Raw genomic sequence first — 18,122 nt, 5'->3', positions numbered from 1 at the left:
TGTCATCCTTCATTGCGCGTCGATATGGAGACTTGCCGCAGGACCGGTCTGATCCTCCGCGTTGCGCGCGAGCACAAAACGATAGGTGCCCGCTGGCTGCCTCCAGTCTTTCTGCGCCTGATCGTAACGCGCCGTCGCATAGGGAGAGAGAGGGATGTCGACAACTTTGCTCTCGCCAGGAGAGAGGGTCACACGGCCATATCCGGCAAGACGTAAAGGCGCCCCATCCGGGGCGTGAGCATAGATCTGCACCACCTCGTCGCCCCCAACCTTGCCCTTATTGGTGACTGTTGCGTGCGCGAGGATCTTTTTTCCGTCCATCGAGACGGTCAGCCCATCATTGGTGAAACGGGTGTAACTCAGACCGAAACCGAACGGGAAGGCGGGCGCGATGGCGCGGGAGGCAAACCAGCGATAGCCCACATCGGCGCCTTCCTTGTTCAGATCATAATTCCTGAGATAGGCAATCGTGGATTTATCAAGCGGGAAGGCGCCGGCATGATGCCCTGCCCCGGGCAACTCCGGGCGCGGGAGGTCGGACAGGGATCGAGGCCATGTCGTCGTAAGACGGCCCGATGGGACGGCTTTGCCGCTGAGCAGATTGGCAATCGCCTCGCCTCCGGCCGAGCCCGGATACCATGCTTCGAGTACGGCACCGACCTTGTCGAACCATGGCATGACGACCGGATTTCCCGTCTCAAGAACGACGATACTTTTCCTGTTCGCCTGCGCGACGGTCTCGATCAGAGCGTTGTCCGATGCCGGCAAATCGAGATCGGGCGCATCAAGGCTTTCACCCTGCCATTTGGTCACGAACACGACGACGGCTTTTGCTTTTTTCGCCAGAGTGGCGAGCTGAGCGAGATCGGTCCCTTCATTATAGACGATCTCGGCCCCCGGCATGGCCGCGCGCAGGGCGTCGACAGGCGCGTTCGGCTCGAAGATGATCGGATGCGGCATGGTCTCGAGACTGGCCTGAACCGGATCGACAATAGCGCTGCCGCCTCGTGGCAGAACAGCCGAACTCCCTCCCCCCGCGATCACGCCCTTATCCGCATGGCCGCCCACGACAAGGATCATCCCGGAAGCAGAGAGAGGGAGTGTTTCCCTCTCATTGCGCATCAGCACCGCGCCCTCTTCCTCAATGCGACGGGCCACCGCCATATGTGCAGCGATTTCCGCAGCGCCCTCCACCGGGCGTGCCTGATCGTCGAATAATCCGTTGACGACCATGGCCGTCAGGATATGGCGGGTCTTGGCGTCAAGAATATTTTCGCCTGCGGGATGACCGGCCATCTTGCGCATGGCATCGGCAAATCGTGTCCCGCGATCGAGGATATAGGCCGAGTCCTGATCCAACCCGGCCCTGGCCGCAGCCTCGCCATCCGACAAGGCGCCCCAATCGCTCATGACGAAGCCCTGATAACCCCACTCGCCCCTCAACACATCGCTCAGGAGATAGGGATTTTGACAGGCATAGACGCCATTGACCTTGTTATAGGCGCACATGATGCTACCTGGCCTGCCTTCCTGCACGGCAATCCTGAATGCGAGAAGGTCGGATTCCTGCAAGGCGGGAATTGTAAGGTCGAGACTGCTCATCATGCGTCCGGTCTCGTAGGAATTGACCGCATAATGCTTGATTGTGGAAATAACGTGCTGGCTTTGCACGCCCTGGACCTCAGCCGCGGCAACCTGTCCCGCCAGAATGGGGTCTTCACCCATATATTCGAAGTTGCGACCGCCGCGCGGATCGCGCACCAGATCGACACCGCCAGCGAGCAGGACATTGAAGCCCCGGTGCTTCGCTTCGGCGCCGATCATCGCCCCGCCTTCACGTGCCAGCGCGAGATCGAAGGCGCCGGCCATCGCCTGGCCTGCCGGTAATGCCGTTGCCCCGTCACCAGGGCGCACATTCATCGGGTTGGTCACGCCCAGACCCGCGTCGCTGATCTGGAGCGCCGGGATACCGAGACGCTCGATACCGGCGACATAGGCAGCCGACCCGATAGCACCGGCCGGCTTCTTGTAGGCTCCGAATTCAAGAGCGAGATCGCTTTCGATCAGCGAGAGCTTTTCAGCCTTTGTCATGTTGCGCATGAGCGCTGCGACACGGTCTTGCGGTGAGACAGACCGATCCAGCCAAGGGGCGGGAGCGGCGGTCGCCAGCGACCCGGTCAGGATGGCCGCCATGCCGACAGCCAGGACAAGACATTTCTTTCTCGTAATATTATTACGTGACATTTTCAGTATCCTTTATTGAAATAATTCATGAGGATTGAGCGTGGCCGAGTGACGGGGCTAACGCCCTATTTCCCGCAATTTCGCGCCGCCATTCAGTTTCTGCTCGATCGCTTCGAGAGAAACGCCGCGCGTCTCGGGGACGAAAACAAGCGTGAAGATGATGAAGAAGGCGTTGAGCCCGGCGTACAGCCAGAAGGTATGCGCAGCGCCGAGACTGCCGAGCAGCGTCAGAAAGCTTGCTCCGACCGCCATATTGGCAATCCAGTTGGTGAAAGTTGAGCACGCCATGCCAAAATCGCGCCCTTCGAGCGGCTGGACTTCAGCGCACAGGATCCAGATCAGCGGGCCTGCGGAAAAAGCGAAACCTGTGATAAAAAGGAGCAGCACCGCGACCGCCAGATAATGCGTGATCTCGCTCGACTCTCCGCCCATGGAGAGTAGAACCGCCAGGGCCCCCATACCGCAGGCCATGATCGCGAAACCTGCAACGAGCATAGGGCGCCTGCCCCAGCGATCGACGAAACCGATCGCGATAAAAGTCGCCAGCATATTCACGAGACCGACGATCGCCGTGCCCCACATCTGGCCATCCTGGCCGAAACCGGCGACTTCGAAGATACGTGGCGCGTAGTACATGACCACGTTGATGCCGGTCAGTTGCTGCACGATCTGCAACCCGACACCCAGGACCACCGAACGTCGAAAATTCGGATTTTCGAGAAACATCGACAGGCCGCGCTGCTTCTGGCGCAGCCTGCCCTGGATTTCCCTGATTTCGCTCTCCGCCTCGGCACGCGATGGGCGCAGGCTGATCAGGGTTTTCAGCGCTTCGTCATCGCGACCGCGCAGCATCAGCCATCGCGGGCTATCCGGCAGGAAAAACGAGCCCACCAGAAAAACCGCGCCGGGAATGGCGACTACCCCAAGCATCCAGCGCCACGCAGCGTAGTAGGAAAAAATGGCATCGGAGACGAAAGCAAGCAGAATGCCGATTGTGATCATGAGCTGGTAAATGGAAATCAGCCCGCCCCGGTGCTGCTCATCGGCGACTTCGGAAATATAAAGCGGCGCGACAAAACTCGCGATGCCGATCGCAAGTCCGAGCAGAACGCGTGCAGTGACAAGTATCGTGACAGTCGACGCCATCGCGCAGAGCAACGCGCCGAGCACAAAAAGAAAGGCGCTCAATATGAGCGCCTTTTTTCGACCGAAACGGTAGGAGAGCTGTCCTGCACAGACAGCGCCAATTGCGGCACCCACCATCATGGACGAAACAATCCACTCCTGAGAAAAAGTGTCGGCGTGAAACTCCTTGGCAATAAATCCAAGCGCGCCGGAAATAACTCCAATATCGAGGCCAAACATAAGCCCCGCGACGGCAGCAAGAACGGCTGCCAATATCATTTTACCGACCAGAGGAATTTTCTTCTCTGACCCTTTAGGATGTATCAAATCAACCATAGGATTCCCCACAGCTTTACCACTACCATAAATATAACGCGAATCGTGTGATAGATAACCTGTTTACTGAGATAGTTCAGTGCGGAGATAATGGTTAGTCACATGAGCGCGACTGAATTCACAAAAATTTATACGAGAGTTATGTGTCCGGAGAGAACGGTTCGGGACCGAATTAAAATCCAAGCAGGGCTGCGTGCAGGAGGCTTTCTCATCTCACTACGCAGATAAATGAATGACCCTGTGATGTTGGACCCTTCCTTCATTTCTTCATAAAAAATCATGACCAGTCTGCACCGTTATTTTTATCCACCTATTCAGGTAGGGCGCTGAAAGACTCATCACCCAAACTCCAAATGGCGAAATTGTGGACGCCGGGGCGTGGTGTGCTTGCCAGTCGCGCCAATTACTTTCCACTACAAGTAGAAGATGTTTGCGAGCTTTGGTCGTCAGGGCTCTCGACCTGCGCTGAAAGAGTGCTTGTGCAGATGAGCATCAGCCACGCAACGTGCAGACCGACGCCCCAATTCTGGTCTGGTAGCGGGCCCTAAGGGCCGGATCGCGCAGCTTTTGCCGATTTCGGGTTTTTCGGAAGGGAGGGCGGATTACCACCAGCAGATTGTCAAAAGCGCGGTGACCTACACGGGAGCTGTGTCTCGAAGCCGTTCATGTGTCGATTTCACCAAAGCGCGAATTGGCCGTGCCACAGCCCTCCCCTCGTCTGAAAAGAACCGGAATAACTGACGTTTCGATGCAACGGGAGCGCCTCAGGCATGAAGCGTCAATGAAAATCATCAGCAGCATCCGGGGCGCTCCTTTCGAATGATCGAGGCGGTCTTCGTCGTTCAGAAGACAGGAGCATTACGTCGTGCGAGGCGATCATTGCGGGCGGAAATCTGGCGGCAGGCCCCTCTCGTCGCCGAGTAACCCGAGCTGCCTTTGTCTGGAAAACATCTCGCGCACAGAGCATAGAAAGCCTTTGTCACAAATAACGATTCGACATGGAATGTCATCAATATTTATCTGTGGGGATTATCTTTATTAATCATAGAGAAAAGATAATAAAGTGTCGTAAATTAAGGTCGTTTACCCACCTATACAAAACCCACAACTTGACCGAATCGTTAAAGTTTGTTTATTGCGAACCCCGTTGTTTGAATCGCCGCTTTCTCTCGCGCCATGAAGGCATGCGGTTCTCCGTAATGTTCATGGTGGGGTGGATATGAATATTTATGACAGAACGATCAGCAACGGATAGACGATCGTCATCTCGAGCGGAGAATTAGCTTCCAACCCGGTCATCAATAGCGGCGGTTCCCTTTCGGTCAGTAGCGGTGGCACGCTCTCCGGCGGCACGGCCCTGACCGGCGGAGCGATCGGCCTCGCCGCAGGCGGCCTCATTGCAGGGCAGCCGATCATCTACGGCGCGTTATCGGGCGGAACGGTTACGGGGGCATTTTCTGTCGTTACGGGGCGTGCCGGCGCCGATCTTCGAAACATAACAGCGGCTTCTCAGGGCGGCATCTATGTCAGCAGCGGTGCAACGCTCACCGGCGCAACGGCGATGTCCGGTGGATCGATCTACCTCTTCTCGGGTGGCCTCATGTCAGGCGGCACGGTTTTTGCCGGCGGAACACTCACGGCAAACTCGGCAAGTCTGATCAGCGGCCAGCCTGATATTTATGGAGGCATGAAAGGGGGTACGGTGTCAGGCCCCTTCGCCGTCGTCACGGGGCAGGCTGGCGCGGATATCCGAAACGTGACCACCATCTCGCAGGGCGGCATCTATCTCAGCAGCGGTGCGAGACTTTCCAATGCCATCGCGGGGGCTGGCGGAACTATTCACATCTTCTCCGGCGGATCGAGCTTCAACACGGTCAGACAGGCCGACGGCTATATCGGAATACGGAGTGGCGGGACCGAAACGGTTACGAGCGGAATCGGTTCGGGCGCAACCGCCCTCGGCATGGGCCGCGGCGGCACTCCGTCTCAGATCGGCGCCATCCTCATAGGGAGCGGGGGCACCGGCATCGATGAGACAGCCGATGGTGGCTATATTGCCGTGCAAGGCGCAGGCGCCGCCTCGATCAACGCGATTATCAAAAATAAGGGCTGGCAGGATGTCGGCTTCAATAACCGCACGAACGCCGCGGGGGGTGGTGTTGCTTCAGGCTCAACGCTGATCGATGGGGGCATTCAATATATTTCCTCCGGCGGGCAGGCGCAGGCGACCGTCATCGGTAGCGGCGGCTCACAGGTAATTTACGCTGGCGCTACGGCCATCAGCTCCGTCGTTAACGCGGCAGGGACCATATTCACTTCCTCGGGCGGTCTCGATGTCGGAACGACAATCGTTTCTGGCGGGTCGGTCGTCGTAAGGGCCGGGGGCACCACGACCAACATGATCGTGTCGTCGGGCGGCTCGGCCACTATTGCCTCAGGCGGTGTTATCGGCGGCACGCTGACACTGGCAGGCGGGGGCGAGGCCACGGTCGACGCCCAAACGACCGGCACGATCGATCTCGGGGGCAGCAGCCTCGCCAAGGTGACGATTACAGGCACTGGTAGCCCCTCGATCCGTATGCTGGGCTTCAATGGCGACCATGCAGGTCTGTCGGATCAGATTGTCCTGAACGACATTCGGAAATCCGACATCGTGAGCGTCAGCTACCCGGATGCCGATCATGTTGCGCTGCATCTGCGGCAGGGCGGCGTATTTGTGATGTTTATTCCCGGCGTTCAGCAAGCTGGTTATGCGCTTGTTGCCGGAGATAACGGACAGACCATTTTCGAGGTCTGCTATCTGGCAGGCACCCTGATCGATACACCGCAAGGCCGGAGACGCGTGGAGACACTCCGCCCCGGCGACCCTGTCTATTGCTATTCTGATGGCACGCGTCATGTGGAAATCATCCAGTTCTGCGGAGAGGGTTACAAGCGCGTCGATACCGACCTGCCTCTCACGCTCGCCGGGTATCCCGTCGAAGTGGCTGCCCATGCTTTCGGCCCCGATGCGCCTTGCCAGAACCTGCTGGTCACGCCCGAGCATTGTCTCTTCCTGGATGGAAAACTCGTGCCATCGCGGCTGCTGGTGGATGGGCATGCCATAAAATACAGAACCGATATGACGGCGTATAAATATTACCATATCGAGACGCAGAAACATCGTCTGATCGACTGTAATGGTATTCTGAGCGAAACCTATCTCGACACGGGGAACCGTGCGATCTTTACGCATCACGAAGCCCTTGAGGGTTTCACGCCGCAACAGCGTCTCTGGTCGCGTGACGCGGTCGCACCGTTGGTGACACAAGCCGATACGGTCCTGCAGATCAGAAAAATGTTCCCCGCTCTGCAAGGCAGAAACGGTCGGTCAGAGGACCTATTGCAGACACCCTATCTGCAAACCGCCTCAGGCCGCCGGATCCCCCCCATGAGATGCGACTGCAACAGGGTCGTTTTCCTCCTGCGGGAGCGGACAGATTGCTTTTATCTCTGCTCCGATACGCATATTCCGAGCGAATGCTACGGTTGCCATCTGGATGACAGGCGCAGTCTGGGCGTTCTGGCCGGAGAGATCGACCTCTATTCGCCCTCGGGCACAAAATCCCTCACCCGCCATCTGCAACGCGCCAGGCTGCCAGGGTGGCATGAGCGCGATAATGGCCATTGGCGCTGGACCGCAGGGAGCGGCCTCGTAACTCTGGAAGAGGCCGATATCGAGTTTCCCTGCATCGTCTCTGTACAGGTCGCCCACGCTCACTATCGGGCGCGCTGACAGCGACGATCCGCCATAGAGGAGGCGAAGCCGCTCCAGTAGCTCCGGTGATGGCTTCCCTGTTCTGACCGATACGCCTTCTGCGGCGTCGCCCCATGAGGCTGCGTCCGGCTCTTTCGCCATCACTGCTCATGAAAAAAATCTGGGTTCGTCCTGCTTCTTTTTGCGCTCGATGCATATGCTTAAATAGAAGCATCCCTTCTGGAGCAGGCGCATTAACCGTTTCATCATAAAATCGAAATAAAATCGTGGTTTGAAATACTGGAACCGTTTCGACACCGTCGCGTCCGCATCGGGCGGCGTGACCTTGCGTCTGCCCTGAGACCATCAGGATCAGGCCATGTCGTTTTCGCGTTCCGCCCGCAAACGGGCTCTTCTTCCTCTCGGCACGTTCGGGATTGTGGCACTCGCCAGCGTCGGAGTGTGTCATCCGGCAGCCGCGAAAACCCATCACAAACCGCTTCCGGCAGCGGCGCGACGCAAGGCGGCACCCAAACCTCAGGCAAAGCCGCGTGAGCTCATGGCAACGCATGACGAGAATGTCAGCGTATCGGCGCGTCGTGCCGTGCAGGGTGGCGGGCTCATGGCGCGTCAGACCGAGGCAAAATCCATCAGCATGGTCACGCAGGACTATATCTCCAAGCAATCGCCCCTGGTTAATCCCGGTGTGCTCGTTTCCAGCTTGCCGGGCGTACAGGGCACGAATGAAGGGCCGCTCAGCACGACGTCGGAAACCGTGCATATTCGTGGTCTCGACCAGACCCAGATCGGCATGATCTATGAAGGCATGCCGCTGGCCGATCCGTTCACCTATGGGGCCTATACCTCTGCCATGGTGGATAACGAAGACCTTGCCAATGTCTCGGTCAGTCAGGGGTCATCCGACCTCACCGCGCCGACCTATAATGCCGATGGCGCGCAAATGACGATGAGCCTGCGCCATCCGGGAACGCATTTTGCGGCTTATGCTGAAGGCTCAGGCGGTACGCATAGCTCGAACAAGGAATTCGTGCGTATCGATACGGGCGAGATCGGCCATAGCGGCGTTACGAGCTTCGTTTCGGGCTCGTATTCCAGCGGCAATCTTTGGCGTGGGCCGGGCAGTCTCTATCGCTGGCATCTCGATGCAGCCGTCGAAAAGCACTGGACGCCCAAAAGCAGCTCGGAACTGATCTTCGGCTATAATTACGCCAATCAGACGGAATGGCTCTATCCGAACCTCGCGCAATGGCGTCAATACGGCACGAGCTACAACACCCATGGCCAGTACACGCCGGGCGATACGCTCTATTACAAGCTCAACACCAAGGCCACGAATGCCGTAGTGGGGACGCTGAAGAACCATTTCGATCTCGGTGATGGCTTTGCGCTCGATGCCCAGCCCTATGCGGTCGAGACCTATGGACCGAATAATTACGGCGCCAATATCCCCATCACCAATGGCTATCGCGGCACCGAGAAATACGCGGTGCTCGATGGCTACACGCCCGCGAAAGGTTCGGTGACGGCCATCAGCATTCATCCCTGGGTACAGACCTCAAGTGGGTTGAATCTGATCGGTTCATGGCATCGGGGCATCAATACGCTGAAATTTTCCTACTGGTACAGCTATGCGGTCCATACCGAATTCCAGAACCATTATGCGGTCAACGGCCAAGGGCAATACACCCAGAATAACGGCTATCTGACCGTGGGCGGCAAGGCGATCACCCAATATGACATCAACGGGTTCCAGCAGCTCAACGCGCTCGGGCTCGAAGACCAGATCAAGCTGTTCCATGATCGCCTGACCATCGCTGCCGGGCTGCGAGCCAATATGATTTCACGCAGCTTCACCGAAGATCTGCCCGGCGCACAGCCGTATAAATCGGTAAAGAACATGTTCATCCCGGCACCGCAGGTGCTTATTTCCTATCAGCTCACACCGAATAACCAGATCTATATCAACGGTACGACAGGCTATCGGGCGCCCTCGTCCTTTCAGGCTCAGGTCCCGGTCTATACCTTCACGACGCCCGTACCAGTCACACAGCCTCTCGCCAATTTCACGCCCGAATACATGATCGGCGAGGAAATCGGTTTTCGTCATTACGGGCCGATCATGGCGACGATCTCGGGCTTCAACTATAATCTGACCCATCACCAGATCAGCAGCGTGTCCTATATACCGGGCACGAGCATCCTGACCTCGCAGCCTATCGATGCGGGCGGTGAGTCGGCCATGGGCATTCAGGCAGAACTCTCCACGCGTCCCTGGCACCATCTGAGTGCCTATGCCTCAGGCCAATACATGCACACGAAAATCGGCAATAACATCGCCTATATGGGCGACGTGCTGCCGACGAAGGGCAAGCAGGAAGTCGCTTCGCCCAAATTCCTCGGCGCGCTGGGTCTGACCTATGATGACGGGACGACTCTCGGCAATTTCAACTTCCGCTATTCGGACTCGCAATATTCCACCCTGATGAACGATCAGAGCATTCCGGCCTATTTCACCGCCGATGCCTCGATCGGGCGTTGGCTGCCGCGTTTCGGTCGGGTGCATCCCAAGGCCATGGTAAGCCTGATGAATATCGGCGATGTGCATTATCTCTCTTCCATCACCGGCTTTACGCCGACAGCCGCGGCCTCGATCAAGGGAATGGGTGGGAAGACCCTGACCGGGTCGCAGCCCGCCTATGCGGTCGGCACCGGCTTTGCCGCCATTGCGACGGTCTCGGCCAGTTTCGAATGATCACGCTCCTGTCGGGACGGGAACTCCCCGGTTTCGGGCCAGTTCTGGCCTGAGACCGCTTTGGCTTTCTTGAAAAGGACGCAACCATGCCCTCGCTGAAACTACGTGACGGAAACAGCCTCCATTACAAGGATATGGGTGCCGGGCGCCCCGTCCTGCTGGTGCATGGATGGCCGCTGACGGGCGATATGTGGGAATATCAGACGCTGGCCCTGCTCGAAGCGGGCTATCGCGTCATCACCTATGATCGACGCGGCTTCGGTCAGTCGAGCCACCCGTTCGGGGGCTATGATTACGAGACGCTCACCGCCGACCTGGCCGAACTGATCGATCATCTCGACCTGACCGATCTTACCCTCGTCGGGTTCTCGATGGGCGGTGGCGAGGTAACGCGCTATGTCAGCCGCTTCGGCACCACACGTCTTGCCGGTGTCGGGTTGATCGCTTCTATCGTGCCGTTCCTGCTTGAGACCGACGATAATCCCGATGGCGTGCCGGTCGATGTGTTTGCCGAGTTCAAGGCGCAGATACGACGCGACCGCTTCCATTTTCTCGCGGAGTTTCTCAAGGGATTCTACGGCGTCAGCATGATCCGCAAGCCGGTCAGTCAGGCGCTGATCGACTGGAGCTTCACGCTCGGCATGATGGCCAGCCCGAATGCAACGCTGGACTGTATCGACAGCTTCAGCCGCACCGATTTCCGCCCCGATCTCGCAGCGCTGACCCTGCCGGTTCTGGTCGTGCATGGCACCGGCGACAAGACCGTGCCTTACGAGCTGACCGGCAAGCGCGTGAGCGAGATGGTGCCTCATGCGCGCTATGTCGAATATGACAGCGCCCCGCACGGCCTGTTTGCGACCGATGCCGAGGCCCTGAACCGCGATCTGCTCAGCTTCCTCGCCAGCACGAAGCCCTGATTGTTTCCCCCGGCCCTTTACGGGCCGGGGAAGTTCCTACGCCGTGCGGCTGACTTGACGGGTCGGGCTGCGCATGGTCACGAATTCTTCCGCCGTTGTCGGATGAATGCCGATCGTGCGGTCGAAATCGCGCTTGGTCAGCCCCGCCGTGACGGCGATGGCCACGCCCTGCATCAGCTCGGCGGCGGCGTCGCCCATCATATGCGCGCCGACCACTTTCTGGCTGTCACGCTCGACGATCAGCTTCATGAACGCCTTGCGGTCGCGCCCGATCAATGTCTGGCGCAATGGGCGGAAGGACGCCGTAAAGACCTCCAGATCGGCTTGCTTCGCAGCCTCTTCTTCCGTCAGCCCCACACTTGCCAGCGTTTCGGAAAAGAACACGGCCTTGGGCGTCGTGTCGTAAGCCCAGTCACGCGGCGTGTGCTTCGAGTACAGGCGTTCGGCAAGCGTGTGCCCCTCGGCTATGGCCACCGGGGTCAGATTGATCCGGTCGGTGACGTCGCCGATGGCATAGATATTCGGCACAGAGCTGGCCGATTGTGCATCGACCACCACGGCCCCCTTTTCGGTTTTGACACCGAGCGCATCGAGACCCAGACCGTCGATATTCGGCTTGCGCCCGGTCGCGAAGAACACGCAATCGGTCTCGATCTGTGTCCCATTGGAAAGAGCGACCTGACGGGCGCCGCCCTTGAGGCCCTCGATCTTTTCGGGCGAGACACCTGCATGGACGGTAATGCCATGTTTCGGCAGGGCTTCGAGCAGCTTCTCACGCAATTCCTGATCGAAACCGCGCAAGGGCAGATCCTGACGGAAGACGAGATCGACCTTCGAACCGAGGCCAGCGAAAATGCCGGCAAATTCGACGCCGATATAGCCGCCGCCGATAATGCAGACGCGCTCGGGCCGTTCGGTCAGGTGAAAAGCCTCGTCGGAAATGATCCCGAGTTCCGCCCCCTCGATGGACGGGCGCGCCGGTCGGCCGCCTGTCGCAATGACGATCTTCTCAGCCGTAATGCGCTGCGGCGTCGCGTTTTCATCGAGAGGGCCCGGCCCGATCTCGACCGTATGCGCGTCGATCAGACGCGCCCGCCCGACGAAAAGACCGATGCCTGCCTTGTCGAGCATGGATTTGTAGATGCCATCGAGACGCGCGATTTCCTTGTCCTTGGCGGCGATAAAGCGCGGCCAGTCATGCGCGCCGATCGTGACATCCCAGCCATAGGCACGGGCGTCGTCAGCGGCCTCTGCCCCTTCTGAGGCGTAAACCATCAGCTTCTTGGGCACGCAGCCCAGATTGACGCAGGTGCCTCCCCAATGGCGGCTTTCGGCAATGCCGACGCGGGCGCCGTTTTGTGCGGCAATACGGGCACAACGGACCCCGCCCGACCCGGCCCCTATGACGAAAAGATCGAAATCCGGCATGTGGCTTGTCTCCAAAAGAAAACGCGGCCGGAAGAACTCCCGGCCGCGCATGTCACGATCGCTATTCTGTTCTGCGCCCGCTCAGAACGGGCGGTAAGGGCTTAGCGTTCCGCAAAAGCCTTCTCGACAACGTAGGAGCCCTGCTTGTTCATGTTGCCTTCGTCAAAGCCCATCGCGAGCAGGAGCTTCTCGGTATCGGCCAGCATTTCAGGCGACCCGCAGATCATGACGCGGTCATGCTCTGGGTCGAGCTTGGGCAGGCCGAGATCGTCGAAGATCTTGCCATTCTCGATCAGCGTCGTGATGCGATCGGTCACGGCGTAGTCTTCACGCGTGACGGCGGGGTAGTATTTGAGCTGCTTGGTCACGAATTCGCCAAGGAATTCATGGTTCGGCAGATCGTGGCGGATATGGTTCATATAAGCCAGCTCGCCCGAGATACGCACGGTATGGCTCAGCACCACATTCTCGTAACGCTCATAGCACTCGGGGTCTTCGATCAGGCTCATGAAGGGTGCAAGCCCGGTGCCGGTCGAGAGGAAATAGAGGTTACGGCCCGGACGCAGATTATCGAGCAGCAGCGTGCCGACAGGCTTGCGACCGACCAGAACCGTGTCGCCCACCTTGACGTGGCGCAGACGCGAGGTCAGCGGGCCGTCTTCCACGGCAATGGAGAAAAATTCCAGCTCTTCCTCGTAATTGGCCGAGGCGATGGAATAGGCGCGCAGCAGCGGCTTACCCTCGACCTCGATGCCGATCATCGTGAACTGACCGTTCTCGAAGCGAAGGCCGGGGTCACGTGTGCAGGTGAAGGTGAAGAGACGGTCCGTCCAGTGATGGACGCTCAGCACTTCACAGGCCTGAAGGTGACCGTATTCCTTGCTGGGCGGCGCCAGATGGTACTGGCCGGGATGACCCTCGACGGGAAGGAGCCCTGAAAGCGGCTCGGCAATGGTTGGCATCGGCAGTGAGACAGGCGCGTTCATCGGCGTTCTTTCGCAAGGAAGCAGGGGGCGGGCGGTCTGACACCGCCCAAAGTGGCGAAATTTCTAAAACATCCTCTCGCCCTTTGAAAACCCCACAGCCCTGTCTGTTCTAAAATATTACGACGATTTTGGATGCGTCCTTGCGATAAACTGCGAAACGTTATCGTGCATTTCATGCAGCGCAGGCAGATGCGCATAAACCATGTGGCCTGACGCGTATTGCTTGATCTCGATATTCTTCGCGAGCGCACGCGGGATCGGCAGATGGCGCATTTCATACACGCCCTCGAAATAAGGTGTGCCGAGATCGTAATAGCCCTGGTTCAGCATCACCTGAAGCGCCGGGTTGGCCTTCATCGCCGCCGCCAGATCGGGCAGCACGTTCGGCTCGCCACGCGCCTGTCCGCGCTGATCGGGCTGCTTATGCGTGAAGCTCCATTTGCCGATGCTATGGGCGCTGACGCGATATTCCATATACCCATCGCCGAAGGACGGATCGGCGCCGTAATGCAGTGTCGTGTGGGCGTAGTCGTTGAAGGCCGCCACATAGGCGGATTCCATGGCAGCCGATTGCGGGTCGTATTCAGGTGTCTGGCCCAGCGGGTCCATGCTCGGGCCGGAGAAGCGGCTGTCGAGGCGGCCCGTATCCATGCCCTGATCGCCAAGCAGGGTCTTGGCGAATTCGCCACCATTGACGCGCAGATTGGCCTTGATGATGTACTCGACCGGCAGCCCCATATAGCGATGCAGCTTCTCTGCCGTCGCTTTCAGCTTGTCGTCGCTGATGCCCGTGCCGTCCTGGAGGGCAGAGGTATAGTCGGTGAGCGCGAAATGCTCGACTTCTGCCAGAAACGCCTTCAGATCGGCAGGCTGGTCGGGCAGCTTGTGATGGTACCAGGCCGTTGCGGCAAAGCTGGGCAGACCCAGCACATAAGGCTGATCGTTGCTCGGGTTGTTCTGCGCCCGGTCGATGGAGTTGCCGTAATTCAGGATCTGCGACAGCAGAATGACGCCGTTGAGGTCGATGCCTTTATCTTCGCGCAGCGCATTGGCGATAATGGCGGAGCGGGTCGTGCCGTAGCTCTCGCCGAAAAGATATTTGGGCGAGTTGAAACGGCCATGGCGCGACAGGAACTGCGCGATGAAATCGGTAAAGGCGGCGGCATCGGGATCGGTGCCGTAAAATGCCTTGTCGCGATCCTTGCCGATCACACGGCCATAACCGGTGCCGGGGGCATCAATGAAAACGAGATCGGTCGCATCGAGCAGCGAATCATCGTTATTGACCACCTTGTAGGGGGCGGCTGGTGTCGGCTGATCGTCGACCGTCACGACACGTTTGGGGCCGAGCGCGCCCATATGCAGCCAGACCGTGGAAGAGCCGGGGCCACCGTTATAAACGAAGGTGATCGGGCGGTTTTCAGAATGCGCGCCCTTTTTGAAATAGGCGACGTAGAAAACGGACGCGACGGCCTGAGGCGCCTTGGGGTCTGGATTGGCGTCGTCCCATCCGGCGGGATGAATGATGAGCGTGCCGGATTCCGTTTGATACGGAATGGCCTGACCGCGAATGGTCACGCTGCCATCGCTCAGCACATGCTGGGGCTTCATCAGGAACGCCGGGCCCTGAACCCCACCGGGGCCGCCATCGGGACCGAACGGCGGCGGCGGCCCCATATGCGGCGGCGGCATATCAGGCGCGGCAAGGGCCGTGCCTGCGAGAAGGGTCGTCAGACCGAGAATGGCAGAGAGTTTCGGGGCATGCTTGAACCGCACCATGGGCTCCTTCAGATCGTTTCGCGACCGTATAGGAGAACGAAACGCGCGGCTGGACAAGTCTGCCGTTGCAGCAAACCGCGCCATAACGCACAAACAGAGTCATGGATTCTGCACGCTCCCCCGCCGATCATGCTCTCGCTTTGGCCATTGAGGATACTGGCCTTTCTCCCACGCTCAAAGAGGAGCCGCGCCTTCTCAAGCTGATCGCCCGCAATCTGGTGCCCGGGGCGGAGCGCATCCTTCCATCGGAGTATGAGCGTCTGCTTTGCGATGTCCGTCGCAAGGACTGGGCAGCCCAGCTCATGAATGCCACGCGCCGCGCCGGTGAGCTTTGGGTCGGCAAGGCGGATATTCTCGATGCTGTAGGCCGCGTTCATGACCCGCGCGCCGAAATGCCGCTGCTGCGCTCAACGCTGGATGACACGCTGGCCGGGCGCCTGCGCGAGATGGGCCATACGCCGCGTGATGTGCTCGAAGCCGTTCAGGCCGATCTGAGCGATGCCGGGACTTTCCTCTCGGGCGGGCAGATCGACCGTCTGGCACAGATCGTCGCCTCTGCCTTCGGCGTCGAGGATACGGGTTTCGAAGCCGAGCTGATCGCGAGCGAAAAAGCCCGTCGCGAGGAAGAAGAGCGCATCGAGGCGCGTGCCGAGGCTCGTCGCAAGCGCGAAAACGAGCGTCTCAAAGCCTGGGAAGACAGTCTTGTCGGCTTCGATCAGGTGCCGACAATCCTTCATTGTACGCCCCGCGAGGCGCTGCGCTGGATTGCCGAAAACCGCCTGCCGGTCACGCGGCGCACGCCGCAGCCCGACGGCACCGAGAAATTCGAATTCGACCCCGAGATTCTCAAGCGTCTGCGCCCGCAGCTTGCGGAATGGCGCGGTGGGGCGCGTGGCACCCCTGCCCTCACGGGCCGCAAGGTCGGTAATGCCGTTATCGCCCGCGTTGCGGCACTCGATCGTTATGTCGCGCATTTTCGCACCGCCCGCTCGCTCAAGCGACGCATCACGCTCGTCACAGGGCCGACCAATTCGGGCAAATCCTATACAGCGCTCAACGCGCTGGCCAATGCAGAGAGCGGACTTGCCCTCGCACCGCTTCGTCTTCTTGCGCATGAATTTCGCGAGTCACTGCTTTCTCGCGGGGTGCCTGCTTCTCTGGCCACGGGCGAAGAGCGCATTGATTTTCCCGGTGCGCGCCATCTGGCGGCGACCGTCGAGATGTGCCCGTTTCACAACCCCGTCGATGTCGCGCTGATCGATGAGGCGCAGATGCTGATGGACCCCGACCGTGGCGCCGCCTGGACGGCGGCGATCATGGGCGTTCCGGCCCGTCATCTCTATATTCTGGGCGCACCGGATTGCATTCCGCTCATCAGGCGCATCGCGGAACTCTGCGACGATCCGCTCGACGAAATTACGCTGGAACGCAAATCGCCCCTGCGTGCGGCGAGCGCCCCGGTCAGGCTGCGCGACCTCGAAGCCGGCGATGCGCTGATTGCGTTCTCGCGCCGTGAGGTGCTCGATCTGCGCGCCGAGCTGCTGACTCTCGGCAAGCGTGTCGCCGTGGTTTATGGCGCGCTCAGCCCGGAAGTACGTCGAGCAGAGGCGGCGCGCTTCAATAATGGCGAGGCCGAAATTCTCGTTGCGACAGATGCGATCGGCATGGGTCTCAACCTGTCGATCAAGCGCGTCGTGTTCAGCGCCCTGCGCAAATATGACGGCAAGCAGACACGCGACCTGACGGCGCAGGAAATCAAGCAGATTGGCGGGCGCGCCGGGCGCTATGGCCATCATGAAAACGGTATCGTGGCCGTTCTGGGCGAGGCGGGAACGCCTGCGCATATACGCAAGATGCTGGCCGCGCCGCCAGAGCCGATTACCGAGCTGCGCCCGCTAGTGCAGCCGGATTCCGATATTGTGCGTGCGGTCGCCGAGGAAATCGAGACCGATAGCCTTTACGGCGTTCTGGTGCGTATCAAGCGCGCTGTTCTGCGCGCCGATGACCCGAATTATCGCCTTGCCGATATGGATCAGGCTTTCGAGATCGCCTCGGCCCTGGAAGGTGTCGAGGGACTCAGCCTCACTCAGCGCTGGGTCTATGCGATGTGCCCGATCGATGAGCGCGATAACGGCATCGCCCGCCTCGTCGGCTGGGCCAGCGATCACGCAGCCGGGCGCCGTGTACCGCCGCCGGGCACGGGACGTCTCGTTCAGCCCTCCCAAGCGGGGCGCGAAGAGCTTGAGCGCGCCGAGAAGCGCCATAAGCGCCTCGTCGCCTGGCGCTGGCTCTCGCTGCGCTTTGCCGACGCTTATACCGACAAACAGACGGCAGAAGACAACACGACTGCCCTCAATGAGTGGATCGAGGCCGTACTGCGCCAGCAGAGCCGCGAACGAGAGCATCAAAAGCGCGGTGGGCCAGGCCAGAGACCCGGAGGCCAACGACCGGGAGCCCCGAGGCCGGGAGGAAAACGCCCCTTCGGCAAAGGGAACGCTGAACGCGACTCAGGCGGCCCCCGAGACGGACACGGAGCGAGAAACGCCAAGGCAGTAAAAAAGCGCGGGCGTGGGCGCGGCTGATACCGGCCCACCCCTGAAAACCCAGAAAGAGGGCGTGCAAATCGGTGGGTAGCCGATCTGCACGCCTGGCAGAGCGGCATGGGCCTCACAAGCCTTCGCCTGGGTCTGGGGTAGAGATCAGCATCGCCTACTCACGCCCCCAACCGGGCTGCGCCTGAGAACGGGATAATGCCATCGCCTGCGGCTTCAGGCGCCAATCAGGGCGAATTGTGCCGG

The 18,122-nt window shown here is 59.5% G+C and carries 9 protein-coding genes; 4 read left to right on the top strand and 5 right to left on the bottom strand.

Features of this window, described 5'->3' with window-relative positions; genetic code table 11:
* Positions 1–9 precede the first annotated feature (9 nt).
* Positions 10–2,244 carry a beta-glucosidase gene (locus tag ABHV46_RS13630; RefSeq protein WP_438381911.1) on the bottom strand — a complete coding sequence of 745 codons (2,235 nt, stop codon included), beginning with the start codon at positions 2,242–2,244 and terminating at the stop codon, positions 10–12.
* Positions 2,245–2,301: 57 nt separating this feature from the next.
* Complete coding sequence (locus ABHV46_RS13625) at positions 2,302–3,648, bottom strand: sugar porter family MFS transporter (RefSeq protein ID WP_438381910.1); 1,347 nt, start codon at positions 3,646–3,648, stop codon at positions 2,302–2,304.
* Positions 3,649–5,266: 1,618 nt separating this feature from the next.
* Here ABHV46_RS13625 and ABHV46_RS13620 point away from each other — a divergent pair.
* The 3 genes from ABHV46_RS13620 (at position 5,267) to ABHV46_RS13610 (ending at position 11,131) form a co-directional block, all read left to right on the top strand.
* Positions 5,267–7,480 carry a Hint domain-containing protein gene (locus ABHV46_RS13620; protein WP_438381909.1) on the top strand — a complete coding sequence of 738 codons (2,214 nt, stop codon included), beginning with the start codon at positions 5,267–5,269 and terminating at the stop codon, positions 7,478–7,480.
* A gap of 340 nt (positions 7,481–7,820) precedes the next feature.
* On the top strand, positions 7,821–10,214 hold the full coding sequence (locus ABHV46_RS13615) for a TonB-dependent receptor (RefSeq protein ID WP_438381908.1): 2,394 nt from the start codon (positions 7,821–7,823) through the stop codon (positions 10,212–10,214).
* A gap of 86 nt (positions 10,215–10,300) precedes the next feature.
* Positions 10,301–11,131: an alpha/beta fold hydrolase gene (locus ABHV46_RS13610; protein WP_438381907.1), complete on the top strand. Its 831-nt coding sequence runs from the start codon at positions 10,301–10,303 to the stop codon at positions 11,129–11,131.
* Positions 11,132–11,167: 36 nt separating this feature from the next.
* On the opposite strand, the gene gorA is transcribed toward ABHV46_RS13610, so the two are convergent.
* The 3 genes from gorA to ABHV46_RS13595 all read right to left on the bottom strand — a co-directional run bounded on the left by gorA (position 11,168) and on the right by ABHV46_RS13595 (position 15,324).
* Positions 11,168–12,559: a glutathione-disulfide reductase gene (gene gorA / locus ABHV46_RS13605; RefSeq protein WP_438381906.1), complete on the bottom strand. Its 1,392-nt coding sequence runs from the start codon at positions 12,557–12,559 to the stop codon at positions 11,168–11,170.
* Positions 12,560–12,660: 101 nt separating this feature from the next.
* Positions 12,661–13,545 (bottom strand): ferredoxin--NADP reductase, encoded by an 885-nt coding sequence (locus ABHV46_RS13600; protein WP_336946521.1) that lies wholly within the window; start codon positions 13,543–13,545, stop codon positions 12,661–12,663.
* Between the two features lie 117 nt (positions 13,546–13,662).
* A complete protein-coding gene (locus ABHV46_RS13595) occupies positions 13,663–15,324 on the bottom strand; it encodes a S10 family peptidase (protein ID WP_438381904.1) in 1,662 nt (553 codons plus the stop codon).
* Between the two features lie 101 nt (positions 15,325–15,425).
* Between ABHV46_RS13595 and ABHV46_RS13590 the strand changes: the two genes are divergently transcribed.
* Complete coding sequence (locus ABHV46_RS13590; RefSeq protein ID WP_438381903.1) at positions 15,426–17,906, top strand: helicase-related protein; 2,481 nt, start codon at positions 15,426–15,428, stop codon at positions 17,904–17,906.
* Positions 17,907–18,122: the final 216 nt, after the last annotated feature.

Origin of the sequence: Asaia sp. BMEF1 (assembly GCF_051628905.1) — a bacterium.
GTDB lineage: Bacteria > Pseudomonadota > Alphaproteobacteria > Acetobacterales > Acetobacteraceae > Asaia.
The sequence above is the reverse complement of the archived record's forward strand: the minus strand, read 5'-3'. Positions and strand labels throughout refer to the sequence as shown.